Origin of the sequence: Pedobacter zeaxanthinifaciens (genome assembly GCF_003313335.1) — a bacterium.
In the GTDB taxonomy this organism is placed as follows: domain Bacteria; phylum Bacteroidota; class Bacteroidia; order Sphingobacteriales; family Sphingobacteriaceae; genus Pedobacter; species Pedobacter zeaxanthinifaciens.
Genome location: NZ_QMHP01000002.1, coordinates 444523 through 462790, shown reverse-complemented (window position 1 = coordinate 462790; position 18268 = coordinate 444523). Strand labels below are relative to the sequence as shown.

Genomic DNA, 18268 nt, shown 5'->3' with positions numbered 1-18268 from the left:
TATCTTCCTCCTATTAAAATGCAACTTTCAATCCCATGGTTAATATTCTATTTCTGGCATAGGCCGAATAATCAAACCCTGGAGTTAGGATGGAATTTTTGGTAGACACCTCTGGGTCCATTCCCGAATAACTACTCCAAGTGAAAAGATTTTGTGCCGAGGCATATAGTTGTAAACTACTGATCTTTTTAATGAGCTTATTGGGCAAATTGTAGCTCAACTGCACTGTTTTAAGTCGTAGAAATGAACCGTCTTCCAGTGTGCGAGTAGAGTAAACTCCCCTAGGCCCAGCACCGCCAATTCGGTAATAGGTATTGTTTTGATTTTCAGGCGTCCATCTATCATTATAAGAAGCAAACTGATTTAAATTAGGGCGATCAGCTGGATTCCCCTCCAACATTAACCTGTTGGCATTCATAATGTTATTTCCATAACTCCATTGCAAAAACACGCTTAAACTGAAATTTTTATAGGTGAAATTGTTGTTGAAACCGCCGGTATGGATAGGTAAAGCCCTACCAATTACCACCATATCCAAATCGTTTACTTCGCCATCACCGTTCTGATCCACATATTTGATATCGCCGGGCTGTATAGTGTTGCGAGCATTACCGTTTGTGGCAATATTTCCTTTAAGCAGGTAAGTTCCATCGGCACGTTTAATGAAATCATCGTACTGGTAATTTCCATCCCAAACCATACCGTAAAACGAGGCTACTGGCTGTCCAACTTTAGCAATGTACAGACTGGTACCATTGTAATCGCCTGTAAAAGTAACCGCTGATAATAAGCTCGATTGCCCATCCGTTAGCTCAAGCACTTTATTTCTGTTGAACGAGATGTTGAAATCGGTAGTCCACGAAAACTTTTTATTTCTAACGTTTACAGTGGTTAAAGTAAACTCCAATCCCCTATTTTGTATTTTACCGATGTTCTTGTAAAGTGTGTTGTAGCCATTATGCGTACCAATATTGGCATTCAGCAACAAATCATCCGTTACTTTGTGGTAGGCATCTACTGTTAAGTTGATCCTATCTTTAAATAAACCTAACTCTAAACCGGCATCAAACTGTGAGGTTTTTTCCCAAGTGATATCGGCATTACCTAAATTATCTGGCAAAATTGCATACAAGGGAGCACCGCCGTTGGTGGCGTAGTAGTCTAAAATATCCAAGCTTTGGAGCCTCGAAAAATCGTTGATTCGGTTATTTCCTGTAACGCCATAGCTTAATCTTAATTTGGTGTTGCTGATGAATTTCAAGTTTTTCATGAACTTTTCCTTATTCAAGTTCCAAGCAAATGCACCGGAAGGAAAGTAAGCCCAGCGGTTGTTTTCACTGAATTTTGAAGAACCATCAGCCCGGAAAGATACCGTAAAAAGATACTTAGATTTGTAGTTGTAATTTGCTCTGCCTAAAAATGAAAGCAGCGTATTTGCCCTTGCGGATGAACTTACTGTTTTCGGAATTCCGTACTGCAAAGCCCTAAGTCCCAATTCTTCTCGTGGTACATTTGTTGAGAAGAAACCATTTTCGTCAAAATTGTTGCCCTGCACAGTAGCACCAACTAGGATATCAAATTGGTGATCTCTGTTGATTTTCTTTTTGTAGGTCAGCGTGTTTTCGTTTACCCAATCGTTTAAGGTTTGATTGTAAATTGAACCATTTACTCCATTTAAATTATTGGCAGTTAATACGCCTCTGTATGTTTTTGAGTTGTTAAAGTTTTCGTTGCGTGTTAAGCGGGAGTTGAAACCACCCCTAATATTTAACCTAAAATCCTTCAAAAAATCATAGGTAATGCCGCCATTAAAATTGAGTGTAGTTCTAGTTTGCTGGCGGATTTCATTTTTAGTAGATACAATTGGGTTGATTACCAGGATAGATTCGTTTGAAATATCTTCATCAAAAAGATCTTCAAATAAATCAACCCCGCCGGTATTTAATGGGCGATAGCCCCATACACGGTACATTAAATAGGTTGCGTAAGCATTAGCACTATTGGCCTGACTTGCCACTGTTTGCCCATAATTTTTATCACGGGCGTAGCTGGCATTGAGTGAAAATTTAAGATTTTTATTGATAGCCTGATCTAAAACTACCCTAAATTGTTGGCGACTTAAACCAGAATTGATGATTACCCCGTTTTGATCGACAAAATTACCTGAAACCGCATATTTGGTTTGGGCAGTGCCACCTCTTAACGAAAGACTGTGGTTTTGAACCCATCCATTGGTGAATAAATTATCCTGCCAGTCAATAGGATCGGCATTCTTGTAATCTTCCAAAGTAAGGTTTGGCCTAGTAAGATAAGTATCGCTCATTTCCGTAAAATCCCTTTCTAATTGATATTTCACGAACTCATAAGGATTCATCAAATCCATTTTTTTAGTAGCCTGATGCAGACCTACAAAACCATTATACGAAACCTGCGGCTTTCCTATTTTTCCTTTCTTGGTTTCCAAAATGATTACGCCATTGGCACCACGAGTACCGTAAATAGCCGTTGCAGAGGCATCTTTCAGCACACTGATAGATTCAATTTCATCTGGATTAATGGAATTGGCGTTGAAATCTTCAATAGGAAAACCATCAACAACATAAAGTGGCGCATTACTTTGAGTGATAGAATTGCCACCTCTGATGGTGATGTTAATCTCATCGCCAGGTTGCCCCGAATTAGAAGTAACTTGCACCCCAGCTACCCTACCTGCTAACGCCTCCTCAAAGGAAGTAACGGGAGCTTTGGTAATTTCTTCAACTTTCACCTGCCCTACTGAACCGGTAAGGTCTTGTTTGTTAACTTGACCATATCCTATAATCACTACCTCGTTAAGCGATGTTGGATCAGTTTTAAGTTTAATGGCAGCCTTACCTAAGTTTTTTACTAAGATTTGTCGTTGCTGATAGCCTACGAGTGTGAAAATAAGTGTTTCAGTATCTTTTGCTCTGATGGAAAACTTACCATCTTTATCGCTAGCTACACCTCGCTTATTATCTTCTTTTACGCGTATATACACGCCTACCAATGTTTCACCCTCTTCATCGGTAACGGTGCCGTTAATTAATGTTAGGCCTTGTTGTGCATGCAATTTGTCAATAGCAAATCCGCATAACAGCAACAAAAGCACAATGGATCGTAACAAATTTCGCATTATTGCTTTAGTTTTAGGTTCATACGTGTATATTGTGAGGCTTAACAATGGGCAAAAAAATATGCCTCAAAGCCTAACTTTGGTTGTGTTTTTTATTAATTAAATTGAGATAGCGCTTAAGCTTGCTGTTTTAAATTTTTAGCGCAACGAAAGAAATTCTGATCCTATTCATCATCAATATTGGTTGTTGTACATTAAAGATTTGGAATCTTTAAGTTTGGTTTTTATTTGGTTATTTACTTCAAGTAAAGTTAATGGGTAAAGCAACTTGATAAATTGTGATTATTAGCTAATTATTATAGCATCTTATCATATCACTTATTTACTTACATTGAGCTTTAGTTGGTTTGTATTTGGTATTACAACAATAAAACAAAAGTTTGTAAATTACAATCTCACTGTGTAACAAAACCAGCTTGATAACATATTCGATTAATGGCAAATGTTACCACGACAAGTCTTTTCTATCATAAAACATGTAGGTACCATACTCTGTGCCCACTACTAAATTTAAACTTTTGCCATCTCCGCCAATGTAGGCAGCTGCAGGTGCGCATTCGTGTGCGCCGAGCAAGATATCTTTCCCCTTAAACTTCATCATTTTAGGGAACTCGAATATTGGATTTTCATCAGAACCTGCATTTTTAAGGAAGAGCACCGCAGCACCTTCATTTTTCTTTTTACGATTGTAGGGCAATCCATTGATGGGATTAGGAATTGATGCGCCCCGACCAGTGCCAATCAGCAGGTCTTTCACGCCATCACCATCCCAATCTACAATTTGCGTTTTTGCCCTACCATACTGTCCCCCTTTTCGCCTGTGCCCATTAATGTAGCTACCATCAGTAAGTTTTAACTTGCCAGCATCACTCACATTGTAGGCATCAATCTTGTAATACAAATGAAATTGATTATCACGATCCAATATTACATAAGCATCTTTACCTGCCATATTAGCCACACCCGGAACCGAGCGCCAACCCCCGTGTAAGTTGAGGCCTTTCACAAAAAGTGGCTTTTCAACAGCTAATTTTGGATTGCCTTTTGTACCAACGTTGATGAACACCATGAACTTCCCCCTACTATCTCCAGTTAAAATATCGGGTAAGCCATCGCCGTTCCAGTCGTACACCACAGGACAAACATAACCCCAGCGAGCCTCGTGAGGACCTTGGATATCCTCTCGATAACCCGGTTGAATCTGAATTTCTTCGCCACCGGCTTTAAGTGCAACAGCATCTTGATAAGCAGGATTTTGATTAGTGCCTGCGTTTTTAAAGAAAAGTATTTTACCGGCAGAATTACCCGAAATTAAATCGATTAATCCATCTCCATCCCAATCAGCTAAACTAGGGACCACCAGTGAGCCACCATGAAGCAATGGACTTTGTTGCTTGACTGCCAAAGGGTTGCCAAAAACCAAATTTCCTTTTGCATCAAGCTTGTTGGCACTTGGATAATATACTATACTACCTTCTCCCGAAACAAAAATGCCTTCGGTTTTACCAGGTATTTTGAAATGGGCCAAATAACTTCCTACCGATGGGCTTCGCTGCAAAATAGCATATTGATCTACTACATACGAGTGAAGATCTAAACCATTATGGTGAATTTGATAGGCATGCATATTTCCCAACCGAGTGCCGCTGAGTACATATTGCTTGCCATCTATTGTATAATCCGTATAGCCACTGATGCCGAAGTACGTTTGATCGAGTTCAGTTAAGGGTTTTGCATCCAGTGCTTTTATTTTTGTGATATCATCAACAAAAGCACCATAGATACCAACCTCCGCAAGCTCATTTGGCCAAAACCCTTCTGGCGTGTAATAAACACTGTCGACAGCCATTTTCACATTATCTTTTAAAGCTTTGGCAACAGTAAAGAGAAACAAATATTTGTTTTGAAATGCTACTACACCAAAAGAGGTAAAACCTGTAGGCAAGCCATTGACATTAATGGTTTGCAGATTTTCAAAAGCATTGTTCTTTTTGTTTAGAACGGCCATTTTAAGCAGCTTACCGCCAAAACGCCAAAATCCATAAATGTCTTGGTTAGTGGTTTGAATTATTGAAGCTTTGTTTTCACCCGTATCTTCAAAGGGCAATTTCAACTGAATGCCTTGCGAAAAAACAGGCTCACCAGCAGCCGTTAACTCCTTGAAATAGTACAAGAATGTACCGGGCTGCCTGATATCAGCCTGCATGAACAAATCAGGATAATCGTCATCATTTACTTTAGCCGTACCCATAACAGCCCCTGTTAATGATGGCAACGCTAGGTTTCCAATGCCATTTGGCGCTCCGTTTTTGATAGGCTCACCGCTTTTTAAAAATGAAGTTTGCGCATTAACGGCAAACACTTCAGCATAAATTAGTGCTGTTAAAAAAACAATTTTTCTCATTTGATGAACTTATGCACTAATACCGTTTGCCCTTCTACCCATAAACTACCCAAATATAATCCTCTAGAGAGCACCAGTGGAATTGTGAACTGATTGTTACCAGGTTGAAGCGTAAGTTTTTGTTTGAATATTTTTCTGCCACCTATATCATGTACTTCTAAAATTGCTGCTCCCTGCAGCGCTTTGGTAAAAACATTTAATACCTCTGCTTCCTTTGACGTACTTAAATTAAATTCAGGCTGTAGCAAACCAGCTGAAACTGCAACAATATCAGAATTGGTAGCATTTCCATTAAAATCAACCTGCTTTAAACGATAGTAATTTACTCCGTTCAAGGGCTGTTCATCAATTAAACTGTAGCTACTTTTGGTTTCAGCGTTCCCATTTCCTTTTACCAGGCCTATTTGATGAAAAGCAACGGCATCTGAACTTCGCGTTACCTCAAAATGCGAATTATTTGTTTCAGAAGCGGTTGTCCAACGCAAACGCACCCTCGTTTTATCCAGTTGAGCGGCAAATTTTAAGTCTTTCACCGGAAGCGACTGAACTTCATCGGTTACTGTTCCAGTAATGATTAGTACAGCCCTTCCAGCAACATTATCTTCGCCTTTGCCAAAACCAAAACCTCTTTCACTGGTGGTAGCGGTTAAATCGGCACCCCAGGCGTATAATCTAAAATATACCGTTGCATTGGCACTTAAGCTTTTCAAATTTGCAATGTGTTTTAAGCTCACTTCTGGCTGGTCTTCGCCCTGCGTATGAGTTAAGCCAATGCTTGCATTTCCTGAGGCAACCTCATAGTAGTTTACATTATCTAAGCTGTAATACCATTTATAATTTTTAACGGAGCCAGCGTTTGATGTTCTTAACCTTGCTTTAATAGCACTTAAATTCACATTTTTTGAAGTATTTAGGGTGAGTGCCACTTGGAAATAGCTTCCAGAATTTTGCGCCGTAGTAAAATTTGCTCCAGCAGCAAAGGTACCTACGTAAGATAACGTTGAATTGTTTGCATACACAACACCCAGACCTCTACTCAAGGTAGCCTGTTGTACATTGGCGTTCAGTGCATTGGCGTTTATAGGCGAGTCATTCCCTGCCAAGTTGTAATTCCATTTGGCCAGTTCCACACCGTTATCAACCACATTACCGCTTAATGCTAAACTAGGCGTGGTATCTCCAGCCGGATACCTGCCTATCCCAAAACCCCCAGAACTGGTAGTTGCGCCCCAAGCATACAGTCGGAAAGTTACTGTTTTAGTTTCATCAATATTTTGCAGTGCTGGAATGGAAGATAAATCCACCGTGGGCTGAATGTCTCCTTCAGCATCTCCAACCATTATGTTAGCACTCTTTTGAATTTCGGTGAAGTTAAGTCCATCTAAACTATAGTACCAACTGATCATGGCTGGACCAGCACTATTTTTTCTGAGTTTAGCATTCAATGCACTTAGTGATAGTACAATATCGGTCTTCGGTTTTACCGAAAAAGTGTAATAGTTATCATTTGCTATTGCGGCAGATTTTGAATTAGCGCTTGACCCAATGCTACCATAATTACTTACTACGGAATAATAACCTCTAGATAAGCTGAGCGCCGTAAAGCCTGCGCCTCTGTTTAAGGTAGAAATTTCTAATTTGTTGTGATTAATATCGGCGTTAACTCCCCCAGCAACCACGCCGCTAACATTACTAAACTGCCAGGAAACCAAATTTGGCGCCACAGTTGGTACTGCAGTTACTTGACCGCCAACAATCAGGCTTGGCGTATCATCAGGGGAAGCATATCTGCCAATAGCAAAACCACCCGACGAGCTGCTTGCACCCCAAAAAACTAATCTAAAAGTAGCTTTTTGAGGAAACGGAAGATTTTGTAGCGGTACCAATCCGCCAACATGGATGGTCGATTGTAACACACCATCCGTATTACTGTCAGAAAAAGGAATGTTGTAATCTCCAATTTCCGAAAAATTAGTACCATCTGTACTGTATGCCCATTTGTAATAAACTGCTCCTGCCGAGTTCCGCCGTAGTTTCACATCAATACTTTGTATAGAGGCCATAAAACCAGATTTGGGCGCTACATCGAACTGTAGAAACTGGCCGTTTGACATCGCGGTAGCAAAAGAATTTGCGGGAGATGGAGCCGTGGAATTAAACGAACGCTGTAAACTTGCTGTATTTGCCAAGCCTGTTCCCCTGCTCAATGTAGAAACGCTAAGGTTGGTATGTGTAAATGTTGAATTTTGGCTACTTTCGATACCGCTCGCATCGGGGTTGCTAAATTTCCAAGATAACATTGCCGGCGATTGCGTTATCGGCAGCAAATCGGCTGGCGAATCACTTAGTTGTTTGCTTCTAAAATTTGTAATGCGATGAAATGTAATCAGGTTTGCGTTGTGGTAGCGTTCACCATACCAAGATGTACGACTGACCGCTACAATGTCATTACCATCAAACTGCCAATCGGCATATTGAAAACCGAAGACATCCCAAGTTTTTGCCGGATAACCTTCATTCCATTTGATGATGTTGTATTGATGCTCCCAATTAACCAAATCTGTAGAAGAATATAATGCAAGCACATTACGTTGATGAGATGGTAAATTGTAAGTTTCCCAAGTGGAGGTAAAAACGCTGATTTTACTTACAATAGTCCAGTATTTTCCTGAGGTGGCATCGTATCTGATGGTAAATTTCGACTCAGCTCCTGGAAAATGAGCGTATTCTGAGGCGCTGTTGTTGAAAGCAACCGTAGTTCCATCACTACTTACCGAAATTTTTGCGGCAACTTCATAACGCTGCAATCCTGCGGCACCGCCAGTGGTTATTGGCATTGCTCCTCCTACTTCCTGCCAAGTTTCCAAGCGCATAAAATCGATGATATCACCGCTGGGTGTCACTACAATATTCCCCTCAAACCAGTTAGGACGTTTGGCATTCAACCAATTTTCGTTAAAGCGTAAGGTATTAGATTTAGTCCAACTGGACGCATCGAGTAAATCAGCATTTACAGGAGCCGAAAGTACAAAAGCATGAAAGTCCCTTTCGTTAGCCGGATCAGGACTTTCTTCATAAGCCCTCCAAATCCTACCGTTATGCACTACTACAGGCACCGGACCAGTGTGATATCTCCCAGCAAACAACAAACCCGAAGAAGCATCAACAGCTGAAGTCCAACTGTAACCGCCATCCGTAGATTTGTAGATAACGATATCTCCAAAAGATTTTGAGGTACCCATTAAATAGAGTGCACCGTTATGCACAAACAAGCCCGCCCAGTGGCAATTAGCTACCTGCGTAGTAAAACTCCATGTAGCACCTTGGTCTGTTGAGCGATAAATTGAAGCTACTGTACCACTATAATCATGGGAAACTACGTAGGATCCATCGGGTAAAATTGCGATGCTAGGGGATGCATAACTACGGGTTAGGGGTGTTGCACTTTGGGCAATTACTGTACCCGGAAAACTGGTTTGCGCCAATGATTTTTGGGCAATATTTGATAAAAACAGAAAAAAGCAAATGACAAAGCATTTGATTACGCTAACGTTGTTCATGCAGTAAGACCTAATATTTGGAAAGTATTCATCCAAAATTAAGTCAGTCACTATCAGCTATCGTACAACTTGTTAGCCAATTGTTATAGCATATTAGCGTTTGGCCCAATTTATTGCCACGCAAAATTTAGTTACCTTTAACCTCATGAATCCCGAACTACTAAAAGAACTCGTAACAATGAAAATGCCTTTTGGCAAATATCAGGGCAAGTTGCTATGCGATTTGCCAGAACATTACTTGGTTTGGTATCACAGCAAAGGATTTCCGGCAGGTAAATTAGGGATGTTGCTCCACACGCTTTACGAAATTAAACTAAACGGGTTGGAGTATTTATTGCAACCGCTCAAACAAGGAAGATGAGGTTGTTGCCAGGTTGGGCTTGTCGAAACCTATTAGATATTTCGACAAGCTCAAAATGACTATTGTGGATTAAAACTTTAAATTTAAGCTCAATAAAAAGTTACGTGTTGCCTGCGGGTAGTAATAGTTATAGCGATCGATTACGCCACCATTCATATCAGGAAAAGTATAACCGTTACTCTCATACTTTACGTTAAACACGTTGTTAATGAAGAAATTCAAACCTACGTTTTTAATACCTAGCAAAGGCGTATTGTAGGTGAATCGTAAATCGTTAACAAAAAAAGCATCCAACGACCTGCTATCGGTGTTTGTATTATCCAAAAACTGCTTGCCCACATATTTGCTGATCAAGCCAAATCCAATACCATGAATGGTATAATTTAAATCACTTGATAAAATGATATTTGGCGAATAAGCGATGTTGGTATTGTTGTAATCAAAAGTTTTAGCAGGGAAACCAGACACATTATCATACACATATTCCGTGAATTTTTTAATCTTACTTTCGCTCAACGTAGCTGTAGCTCCCCAAGCGAAATTTTTCAAAATCTGCCAACGAGCATCCAACTCCACGCCTAATCTATAACTGTTAGGCACATTCTGACGTGTAAAACCACCAACATCATTAATTTGTCCGGTATTAATTAACTGGTTTTTATATAGCATAGCGAAACCGTTAGCACCTACGTTGAAATTAGATTGTTGAGAGCGATAGCCGAACTCAATATCTGTTAACGTTTCATGTTTCGGACGAGTGTTCACGTTTGAATCCGTAAAATCTCTACGATTTGGCTCTTTGTTTCCAACAGCAACCGAAGCATACACATTGCTCCTATCCGTAAGGTTATAAGTTACGCCAAACTTTGGGTTAAAAAATTCTAGCCTAGCACTTTGCTGCCCCGGATTACCGTTGGCATCAAGCCCATAATAGGAATAAAAAACATTGCGATACTGCAAGTCAGCAAAAATGTTCAGCTGATCTAACTGATAGCTGGCACGTCCAAAAATATTGAAGTCACTTTTAAATGCATCATTGTCGTTGTACCTGTGGCGCATAGAAGCCGCTCCATTGTAGTTAGCATACTGCGCCCAAATTACCTCATCAAAATGTTCGCCTTCGTACCTATTGTATGCACCACCTAAAGTAAAATTCAAATTGCTTTGAGGCGTGTAAGCTAATGAGTAGGTACCGCCGTAAAAATCGTTATCCAACCATAACCTGCGCACTAAATCTGTTTTAGTAATGGTGGTAGATCCAACTACAACATTGCCCAAACCATAATCCGCCAAGGTTCTATTAGCCTTAAACTCTTCATAATAACCTCTGCCATAGGTGTAATGAAGCGCTGCATTAGCCACCAATTGTCTACCTAAATTACGGGTGTAAAATAATTGATAATGGTCCTGCTGATAGTTATCTGTTTGGTTATCGTAAGTAAACTCGTTAAATGTTCTATCAGTCAACAGCTTTTCTTCCGGAACGCCATTCCAAGCTTGGTAAGTTTTTTCGGTGCCACTAAATACATTGGCACGCAAAATATCATTCTTACCATAATACGCTCCAGTCACAAAAAATGATTTTAAGTTAGACGAAGCCCTATCCATGTAACCATCAGATTTAATTCTTGACAAACGAGCGTCGAAACTAAACTTGTTGTTAATCAAACCTGTACCGGCGCTAACGGTGTTTCTCCAAGTATCGTAAGAACCATAAGTGTTGTTAAGTTCCGCATAAGCAGAGTCTCTTCTTGTGGTAGTTTGAATATTCAAGCTAGCTCCAAAAGCACCTGCTCCGTTGGTTGATGTACCCACACCACGCTGAATTTGGATGTTATCAACTGATGAAGCCAAATCAGGTAAATTGATGAAAAAACTACCTTGGCTCTCAGCATCGTTCAACGGAATTCCATTTAGCGTAACGTTAATTCTTGTAGCGTCACTGCCTCTAATCCTAATTCCGGTGTAACCAACGCCAGCTCCGGCATCGGAGGTTACTACTACCGAAGGCGTTTGATTGAGCAGGTAAGGCAAATCCTGTCCTTGGTTAACCTTATCCAAATCGGCCTTCGTTAAATTTTTAAAGGTAAATGCATCCTTTTTTCCCGCTCTGGTAGCACTTACTACCACTTCATCGGCCACAAAAGATAGTTGCTGTAAACTAAAATTTAGTGTTTGATTAGCATTGAGGTCAATGGATTTTTCCTGCGAACCAAAGCCTACATAACTCACCACGACGGTGTAATTTCCAGCTGGCAAATTCGCAAACTCATAGGCTCCATTAGCATTAGTAGCCGTGGTATAATTTTTACCCTTCACCCTCACATTTGCACCAGAAAGTGCGTTTGTACCATTTCCAGAAACTGTTCCTGAAATTTTAAACTGAGCTAATGCCCAAAATGGACACAGCAATGCAGCCAATACTGCAAACTTTAATGTTTTCAACTTTTTGTTGTTTTTTAGTTAAACCCATCGGTAAGTAGGGGTTACTCCCGACTTTAGTTAAACTTCATAAACCATCCCTACGCCAGCATTACCTGGATCAGGTGCATTTAGGGCTTAAGTGATTAGGAATTGGGAATTAGGTTTTAAAACCTCATCTTGTACCTATTAACTTTCACCTTAAAATGGGTATGATCTCAGCCTTTATTTGTGTTTCATGCAAAACAAGGCACCCCTTATTGATGCTGCAAAGTTATTATTCTTTTTATAAATGCAAAATTTCAGTTCAAAAACCAACAGCAAAACCCCACTTAGGTTAGACAAATAGGCCTTAACAACATCAACGATTTAAAAGTATAACCGCAAAGTACACAAAGCACGCAAAGCAAAACTAACTTACTAAAACGCCTTTGCGTCCTCCAAGAAACTCCTTTTCCTTTGCGTTAAAATAACCACAAAGCAAAATGACCAACACGATATAAAGAATAATCAGTTTAACTTTTTTCGGCCTTTGTCATTCCGACGCTAGGAGGAATCTATCTTCTAAATTAAAACGCCTTTGAGTCCTTCGCGTTAAAAAATAACCGCAAAGTACACGGAGAACGCAAAGAAAAACTAACTTTTCTATTAAGAAACTGTTTAAATTTCAGTCTAACTTTTTCGAACTTTGTCATTCCGACGCTAGGAGGAATCTATTTTCTAGATTAAACACTTTGGCGTTCTTAGAGAAACTCCTTTTACTTTGCGTTAAAAAATGACCGCAAAGTACACGGAGAACGTAAAGCAAATTCTTTTTCGCAAAATCCTAAAACAAGGATTTTAAAAACCAAAAATCCTCCTATCTTTAAGTAAAAAAAACACCAAATCATGAACCTTGATTATCTCGAAAGCACCAAAAAGCAATTTCAATATTATAAAATGCTTGGCGACAAAACCTTTGCACAGCTCAATGAAGAAGCATTTTTTTGGCAATTTAATGAGGATAGCAACAGCATTGCGATTATCGTTAACCACCTTTCGGGCAATATGCTATCGCGATTTACAGATTTCCTTACCTCCGATGGCGAAAAAGAATGGCGTAACCGAGATGCAGAATTTGAGGTAAAAGCAACTACCAAACAAGAAGTACTAGAACAATGGGAGAAAGGTTGGGATTGCTTTCTAGAAGCTATCAACGCCTTAACCGATGATGATTTGGGAAAAATAGTGTACATCAGAAACCAAGGCCATACGGTAATTGAGGCTTTAAACCGTCAGTTAGCGCACTACCCCTACCACATTGGACAAATTGTAATGCTAGGAAAAATGCTTGCACAACAGCAATGGCAATCTCTATCTATACCTAAAGGAAAATCACAAAGTTTTAACGACGCAAAATTTGCGCAAACGCAACAGAAAGCACATTTCACCGATGAATTTCTAAATCAAAATCCTAATGAACAACGAAATTGAAGCCTACAACAATAAACAGGAAGTAAACGACAAGGCAATTTGTGATGCATTAGCAACGACGATTGATGCCAATTTGAGCAACGCAGAGAGTAAAATTTGGCATGCACATCCAGTTTGGTTTTTGAATGGCAACCCAATTGTTGGCTATAGCAAACTAAAGGATAGCGTTCGCCTGTTGTTTTGGAGCGGGCAATCTTTTGATGAGCCTGCCCTTAAAAACGAAGGATCTTTTAAAGCCGCTGAAATTAGGTATACCAGCGCAACCCAAATAAATATACCCGATTTAAAGCGATGGCTAGAAAAAGCGGTTGCCATACAATGGGATTATAAGAACTTGGTTAAACGCAAAGGGCAGCTGGAACGCTTAAAATAATTTAAGGTTTAGCTGCAATAGGCGTAATTTTAGTTAAGGAAAAGAGGTATTTACCTAAATCATAGCCTTTAAAATCTGCTACGCTAATTAACTTCACGTCTTTTCTGCTGCCTTGCTTGTACAACATGCCTTCCAAATTGTATTTACCATCAATTTTCACTTGAGCTAACTGCTCTGGAGAAAGCACACCATCAATTTTCACTTGTATGTAATTTAGTATCGAGCCGCTAGGTCGCGTGTTGTCGTTGTAACCAGTAAAAGTGCCTATTTTAAATGCAGTGCCATTTAGTGTGGTATCTCTCAATTCTCTCAACTGTAGTGGCATATCTTTCAAAAAATCTTCTTCGTTGCTCCAACGTTTAACTTCATGCTGAAATTTATCGGTGATTTCTTCATTGGTATTGTCGCCGTTAGTCCATTCAGGGTGTTGTGCTACAAACTCAGAAACATTTCTTTCGATGAAGATATTGGAAGCAACCGGAGCCTCTTTGGTTTCATTATTAGAACAAGAAAAAAGTACTGCAGCAGCAAAAAGCAAGAAAATTCTTTTCATATCTGGTAATTTATTTAAAAGTTAAAGAAAAGAAGTTTTGTTCTAAAATTAATGTTTTAGATGTAAAAGCCTTGATACAGGTGTAGTTTACTTTACAATGTAGCCACCCTCTCTGGCTTCGCCATCTCTCCCTGAGAGGGAGAGAATAGCACAGTTTTATAATGACACTTTTATATTCTCAGTAATGCAAACCAGTGATGATTTCAGCTCAACTAAAATATAAAACATTTAAACGGCAAACTAGGCAATACGCTACTCTCTCCCTCCCAGGGAGAGATGCCCAAAGGGCAGAGAGGGTTTATTGACTTAACAAGAAACAGTCCTTCAGTTATAGCCTTTAGTACCTAATTACAAAGCCGCTAAACTATCCTGAATTATAGCAATCTTCGATTCCGCATCTGCTTTTTTATTACGTTCATTAGCAATAATCTCGGGCTTTGCGTTCTGTACAAAACGCTCATTAGCCAACTTCGCATCTACCGATTTCAAGAAGCCTTGCAAATATTCTAGTTCTTTCGTTAAACGTTCGCGTTCAGCATCCACATCCACATTTTGGCTCAAAGGAATAAAAAACTCGTCCTTACCTACCATAAATGCAGCAGCACCAACCAATTTATCGCTAACAAAATCAGCTTTGCTTACATTAGCCAACTTGTATACATTAGCCAACCAATTGGTGTAATTGGTTTCTGAATTTACTTTTATGCTCAATTCCAAACTCTCTTTTGGAGAAATTTGCCTGCTGTTTCTCACATTCCTGATTTCCGAAATCAAACCTTTAACCAACTCCGCCTCCTTTAACAACGTTTCATTAATTGCACCAATCACTGGGTAGTCAGCAACAATACAGCAATCCATAGCGGTACGTTCGCCAAAAATCTCATCATGGTAAAGTTCTTCAGTAATGAAAGGCATAAATGGGTGCAACAACTTCAAAATTTGCTCGAAGAAATTCACCGTAGCAGCTTTAGTTGCAGCGTCAATTGGTTGCTGATATGCAGGTTTTACCATTTCTAAGTACCAAGCACAGAAATCATCCCATACCAATTTATAAGTTGCCATTAGTGCCTCTGACAAACGATACTGTTTGAAATTGTGCTCTATCTCAGTAAGTGCTTCATTAAAACGGCTTTCGAACCAAGCAATAGCCTGCTCATTAGGGTTAGCCAAACTTGTATCGGCCTCCCAACCTTTCACCAAACGGAAAGCATTCCAAATTTTAGACGCAAAATTTCTACCCTGCTCACAGTAAGCTTCATCAAACATTAAATCGTTACCTGCAGGCGACGACATTAACATACCAACCCTAACGCCATCAGCACCGTACTGCTCGATTAAACCAATTGGATCAGGCGAGTTGCCTAATGATTTTGACATTTTACGACCCAACTTATCACGAACGATACCAGTTAAGTATACGTTAGTGAATGGTTTTTTGCCAGTAAACTCACGACCAGCCATAATCATACGAGCTACCCAGAAAAACAAAATTTCAGGAGCCGTAACCAAATCATTGGTTGGATAGTAGTAATTAAAATCTTTATTATCAGGATTTTTAAAGCCATCAAAAACTGAAATTGGCCACAACCACGAGGAGAACCAAGTGTCCATCACGTCTTCATCTTGTTTGATAAAAGGCGCCAGCTGTGCTAAAAATCCAGCCTTATCTGTATTGGCGTCTTCCAAATGTTTCTTCTTCCAAAACTCTTCCAAAGCTTCTTCCTTGGTTTTGGCCACTACCCAATCGCCCTTATCATCGTACCAAGCAGGAATTTGTTGTCCCCACCACAACTGACGAGAAATATTCCAGTCGCGTACATTTTCCATCCAATGGCGGTAAGTATTTTCAAACTTATTTGGAATCAAATTCACCTCACCGTTCAGCACATCATCCAAAGCAGGCTGAGCCATCTCTTTCATTTTCACAAACCACTGCATCGAAAGTTTTGGTTCAATAGGCACATCTGTACGTTCCGAAAATCCAACCTGCGATTTATAGTCCTCTACCTTCTCCAAATGACCAGCTTCCTCCAACATTTTAGCAATTTTCTTACGAGCTACAAACCTGTCCTCTCCTACTAAAATCACTGCCAATTCGTTCAAGGTACCATCATCATTCAAAATATCGGTAGCAGGCAATTTATGCTTTACACCAAGTTCATAATCGTTTAAATCATGAGCAGGTGTCACTTTCAAACAACCTGTACCAAACTCCATATCCACGTACTCATCCTCAATTACCGGAATTTCGTGGTTTACCAGCGGCACATACACTTTTTTTCCTTTCAAATGAGCAAAACGTTCATCATTAGGGTTGATACAAATCGCTGCATCGGCCATAATCGTTTCAGGACGTGTAGTTGCTACTACAAGGTGGTCAGACTTTCCTGCTTCTGCATTAACGATTTTATACTTAATGTAATATAACTTTTGGTTTACTTCCTTACGGATTACCTCTTCATCGGAAACCGCAGTTTTACCAGCTGGATCCCAGTTTACCATCCTAATGCCACGATAAATCCATCCTTTTTTATATAAATGGATAAAGCTATCAATCACCGCTTCCGACAAATCTTCCTCCATGGTGAAACGGGTACGATCCCAGTCGCAACTTGCACCAAGTTTTTTCAACTGCTCTAAAATGATACCGCCATACTTTTCTTTCCACTCCCAAGCATACTTTAAAAACTCCTCACGGCCGATATCCTTTTTGTTGATGCCCTTTTCTTTCAACATGGCTACCACTTTTGCTTCGGTAGCAATAGAAGCATGGTCAGTACCGGGCACCCAACACGCATTTTTACCCTGCATACGAGCTTTACGGATCAATACATCCTGAATGGTATTGTTAAGCATGTGTCCCATGTGCAGCACACCAGTTACATTAGGTGGCGGAATCACGATGGTGTAAGGTTCACGCTCATCGGGCTCTGAGTGAAAAAATCGCTTTTCCATCCAGTAGCTATACCATTTGTTTTCTGTTTCCTGCGGATTGTATTTCGTTGATAAACTCATCAGTGTCGGTAAAAAAATTATTTTGCAAAAATAGAAATTTGCTTGGTTGATTAGCTGGTTTTTTGATTTTTAGTTTGTTGGTTTATTAGTTCAGTACCTCATCAGTTAATTAGTTTATTCATCATTGAAGATTATTTATTGTTCCTTTGCCAACGACTATTAGCTTTGGGTATATTCAGGCCTTCATATAGACATACATCTTTTCAGATGTACATTTGCCACTGAATAGGTCTTGCCAAAGTATAAATTGTTATGAAAATGACGAATCAAACTAACATAAAAAATCTAATTACAATTTTACTGATAACCTTAGCTACCACGGCTGCTGCACAGATTAAGCAACGGAATGCTTCAGACTTTTTACCGAAAGGGTTTGTCGTGGTTAACACCATAAAAGGCGATTTAAATAAAGATGGGGCTGAAGATTGCGTATTCATCATAAAAAGCACTGACAAAAACCAAATTATCACTAATGAAAGTGGGGAAAGGCTAGACCGCAACAGACGAGGCATAATTGTGTTATTCAAAAAAGGCAATCAATTTGAATTGGCCACTAAAAATCACAAGTGCTTTTCTTCTGAAAATGAGGACGGCGGAGTTTATTTTGCACCCGAACTCTCGGTCAAAATAAAGAAAGGAAATTTAATAATTTATTACTCACATGGTCGATACGGATATTGGAGCTATACATTCAGATTTCAAAACTCGGATTTTCAGTTGATAGGTTACGACAATGCCTACCGTAGTAATTTTGTCTCTGATTGGGTGACCTTCGACGAAGAAAGCATTAACTTTTTGAACAAAAAGAAACTGATACGGGAGGTCATTAAAACAACTAAGGATGGTAAAGAGATATTTAAAGAAACATCGAAATCTGTGGCTGTAAGTAAACTTATCAAGCTGTCATCAATAAAAGACTTCGATGAACTTGACATGAGCATCTTTTAAACCGAT

At 39.6% G+C, this 18268-nt stretch carries 10 protein-coding genes; 4 read left to right on the top strand and 6 right to left on the bottom strand.

Annotated elements, in window-relative coordinates; genetic code table 11:
- Nucleotides 1–13: 13 nt before the first annotated feature.
- From DUT68_RS04620 to DUT68_RS04610, 3 genes are all read right to left on the bottom strand, one after another.
- Complete coding sequence (locus DUT68_RS04620) at nucleotides 14–3154, bottom strand: SusC/RagA family TonB-linked outer membrane protein (protein WP_113636172.1); 3141 nt, start codon at nucleotides 3152–3154, stop codon at nucleotides 14–16.
- Between the two features lie 445 nt (nucleotides 3155–3599).
- On the bottom strand, nucleotides 3600–5558 hold the full coding sequence (locus tag DUT68_RS04615) for an FG-GAP repeat domain-containing protein (RefSeq protein ID WP_113636170.1): 1959 nt from the start codon (nucleotides 5556–5558) through the stop codon (nucleotides 3600–3602).
- Nucleotides 5555–9118 carry a sialidase family protein gene (locus DUT68_RS04610; RefSeq protein WP_113636168.1) on the bottom strand — a complete coding sequence of 1188 codons (3564 nt, stop codon included), beginning with the start codon at nucleotides 9116–9118 and terminating at the stop codon, nucleotides 5555–5557. Before DUT68_RS04610 ends, DUT68_RS04615 begins: the two co-directional genes overlap by 4 nt.
- Nucleotides 9119–9263: 145 nt before the next feature.
- On the opposite strand from DUT68_RS04610, the gene DUT68_RS04605 reads away from it, so the two are divergent.
- Nucleotides 9264–9479 carry a DUF3820 family protein gene (locus DUT68_RS04605; RefSeq protein WP_113636328.1) on the top strand — a complete coding sequence of 72 codons (216 nt, stop codon included), beginning with the start codon at nucleotides 9264–9266 and terminating at the stop codon, nucleotides 9477–9479.
- A 69-nt stretch (nucleotides 9480–9548) separates the two neighbouring features.
- Here DUT68_RS04605 and DUT68_RS04600 read toward each other — a convergent pair whose 3' ends face one another.
- Nucleotides 9549–11924 carry a TonB-dependent receptor gene (locus DUT68_RS04600; RefSeq protein ID WP_113636167.1) on the bottom strand — a complete coding sequence of 792 codons (2376 nt, stop codon included), beginning with the start codon at nucleotides 11922–11924 and terminating at the stop codon, nucleotides 9549–9551.
- Between the two features lie 864 nt (nucleotides 11925–12788).
- Here DUT68_RS04600 and DUT68_RS04595 point away from each other — a divergent pair.
- Together DUT68_RS04595 and DUT68_RS04590 are read left to right on the top strand one after the other, a co-directional pair.
- Nucleotides 12789–13373: a DUF1572 family protein gene (locus tag DUT68_RS04595; protein ID WP_113636165.1), complete on the top strand. Its 585-nt coding sequence runs from the start codon at nucleotides 12789–12791 to the stop codon at nucleotides 13371–13373.
- Complete coding sequence (locus tag DUT68_RS04590; RefSeq protein WP_113636163.1) at nucleotides 13357–13746, top strand: DUF1801 domain-containing protein; 390 nt, start codon at nucleotides 13357–13359, stop codon at nucleotides 13744–13746. Before DUT68_RS04595 ends, DUT68_RS04590 begins: the two co-directional genes overlap by 17 nt.
- A 1-nt stretch (nucleotide 13747) precedes the next feature.
- On the opposite strand, the gene DUT68_RS04585 is transcribed toward DUT68_RS04590, so the two are convergent.
- Both DUT68_RS04585 and DUT68_RS04580 read right to left on the bottom strand, forming a co-directional pair.
- Nucleotides 13748–14299 carry a hypothetical protein gene (locus DUT68_RS04585; RefSeq protein ID WP_113636160.1) on the bottom strand — a complete coding sequence of 184 codons (552 nt, stop codon included), beginning with the start codon at nucleotides 14297–14299 and terminating at the stop codon, nucleotides 13748–13750.
- A gap of 348 nt (nucleotides 14300–14647) precedes the next feature.
- Complete coding sequence (locus DUT68_RS04580) at nucleotides 14648–17314, bottom strand: valine--tRNA ligase (protein ID WP_113636158.1); 2667 nt, start codon at nucleotides 17312–17314, stop codon at nucleotides 14648–14650.
- Nucleotides 17315–17572: 258 nt separating this feature from the next.
- Between DUT68_RS04580 and DUT68_RS04575 the strand changes: the two genes are divergently transcribed.
- Entirely contained in the window at nucleotides 17573–18262 is a 690-nt protein-coding gene (locus tag DUT68_RS04575) for a hypothetical protein (protein WP_198659537.1), read from the top strand.
- Nucleotides 18263–18268 lie beyond the last annotated feature (6 nt).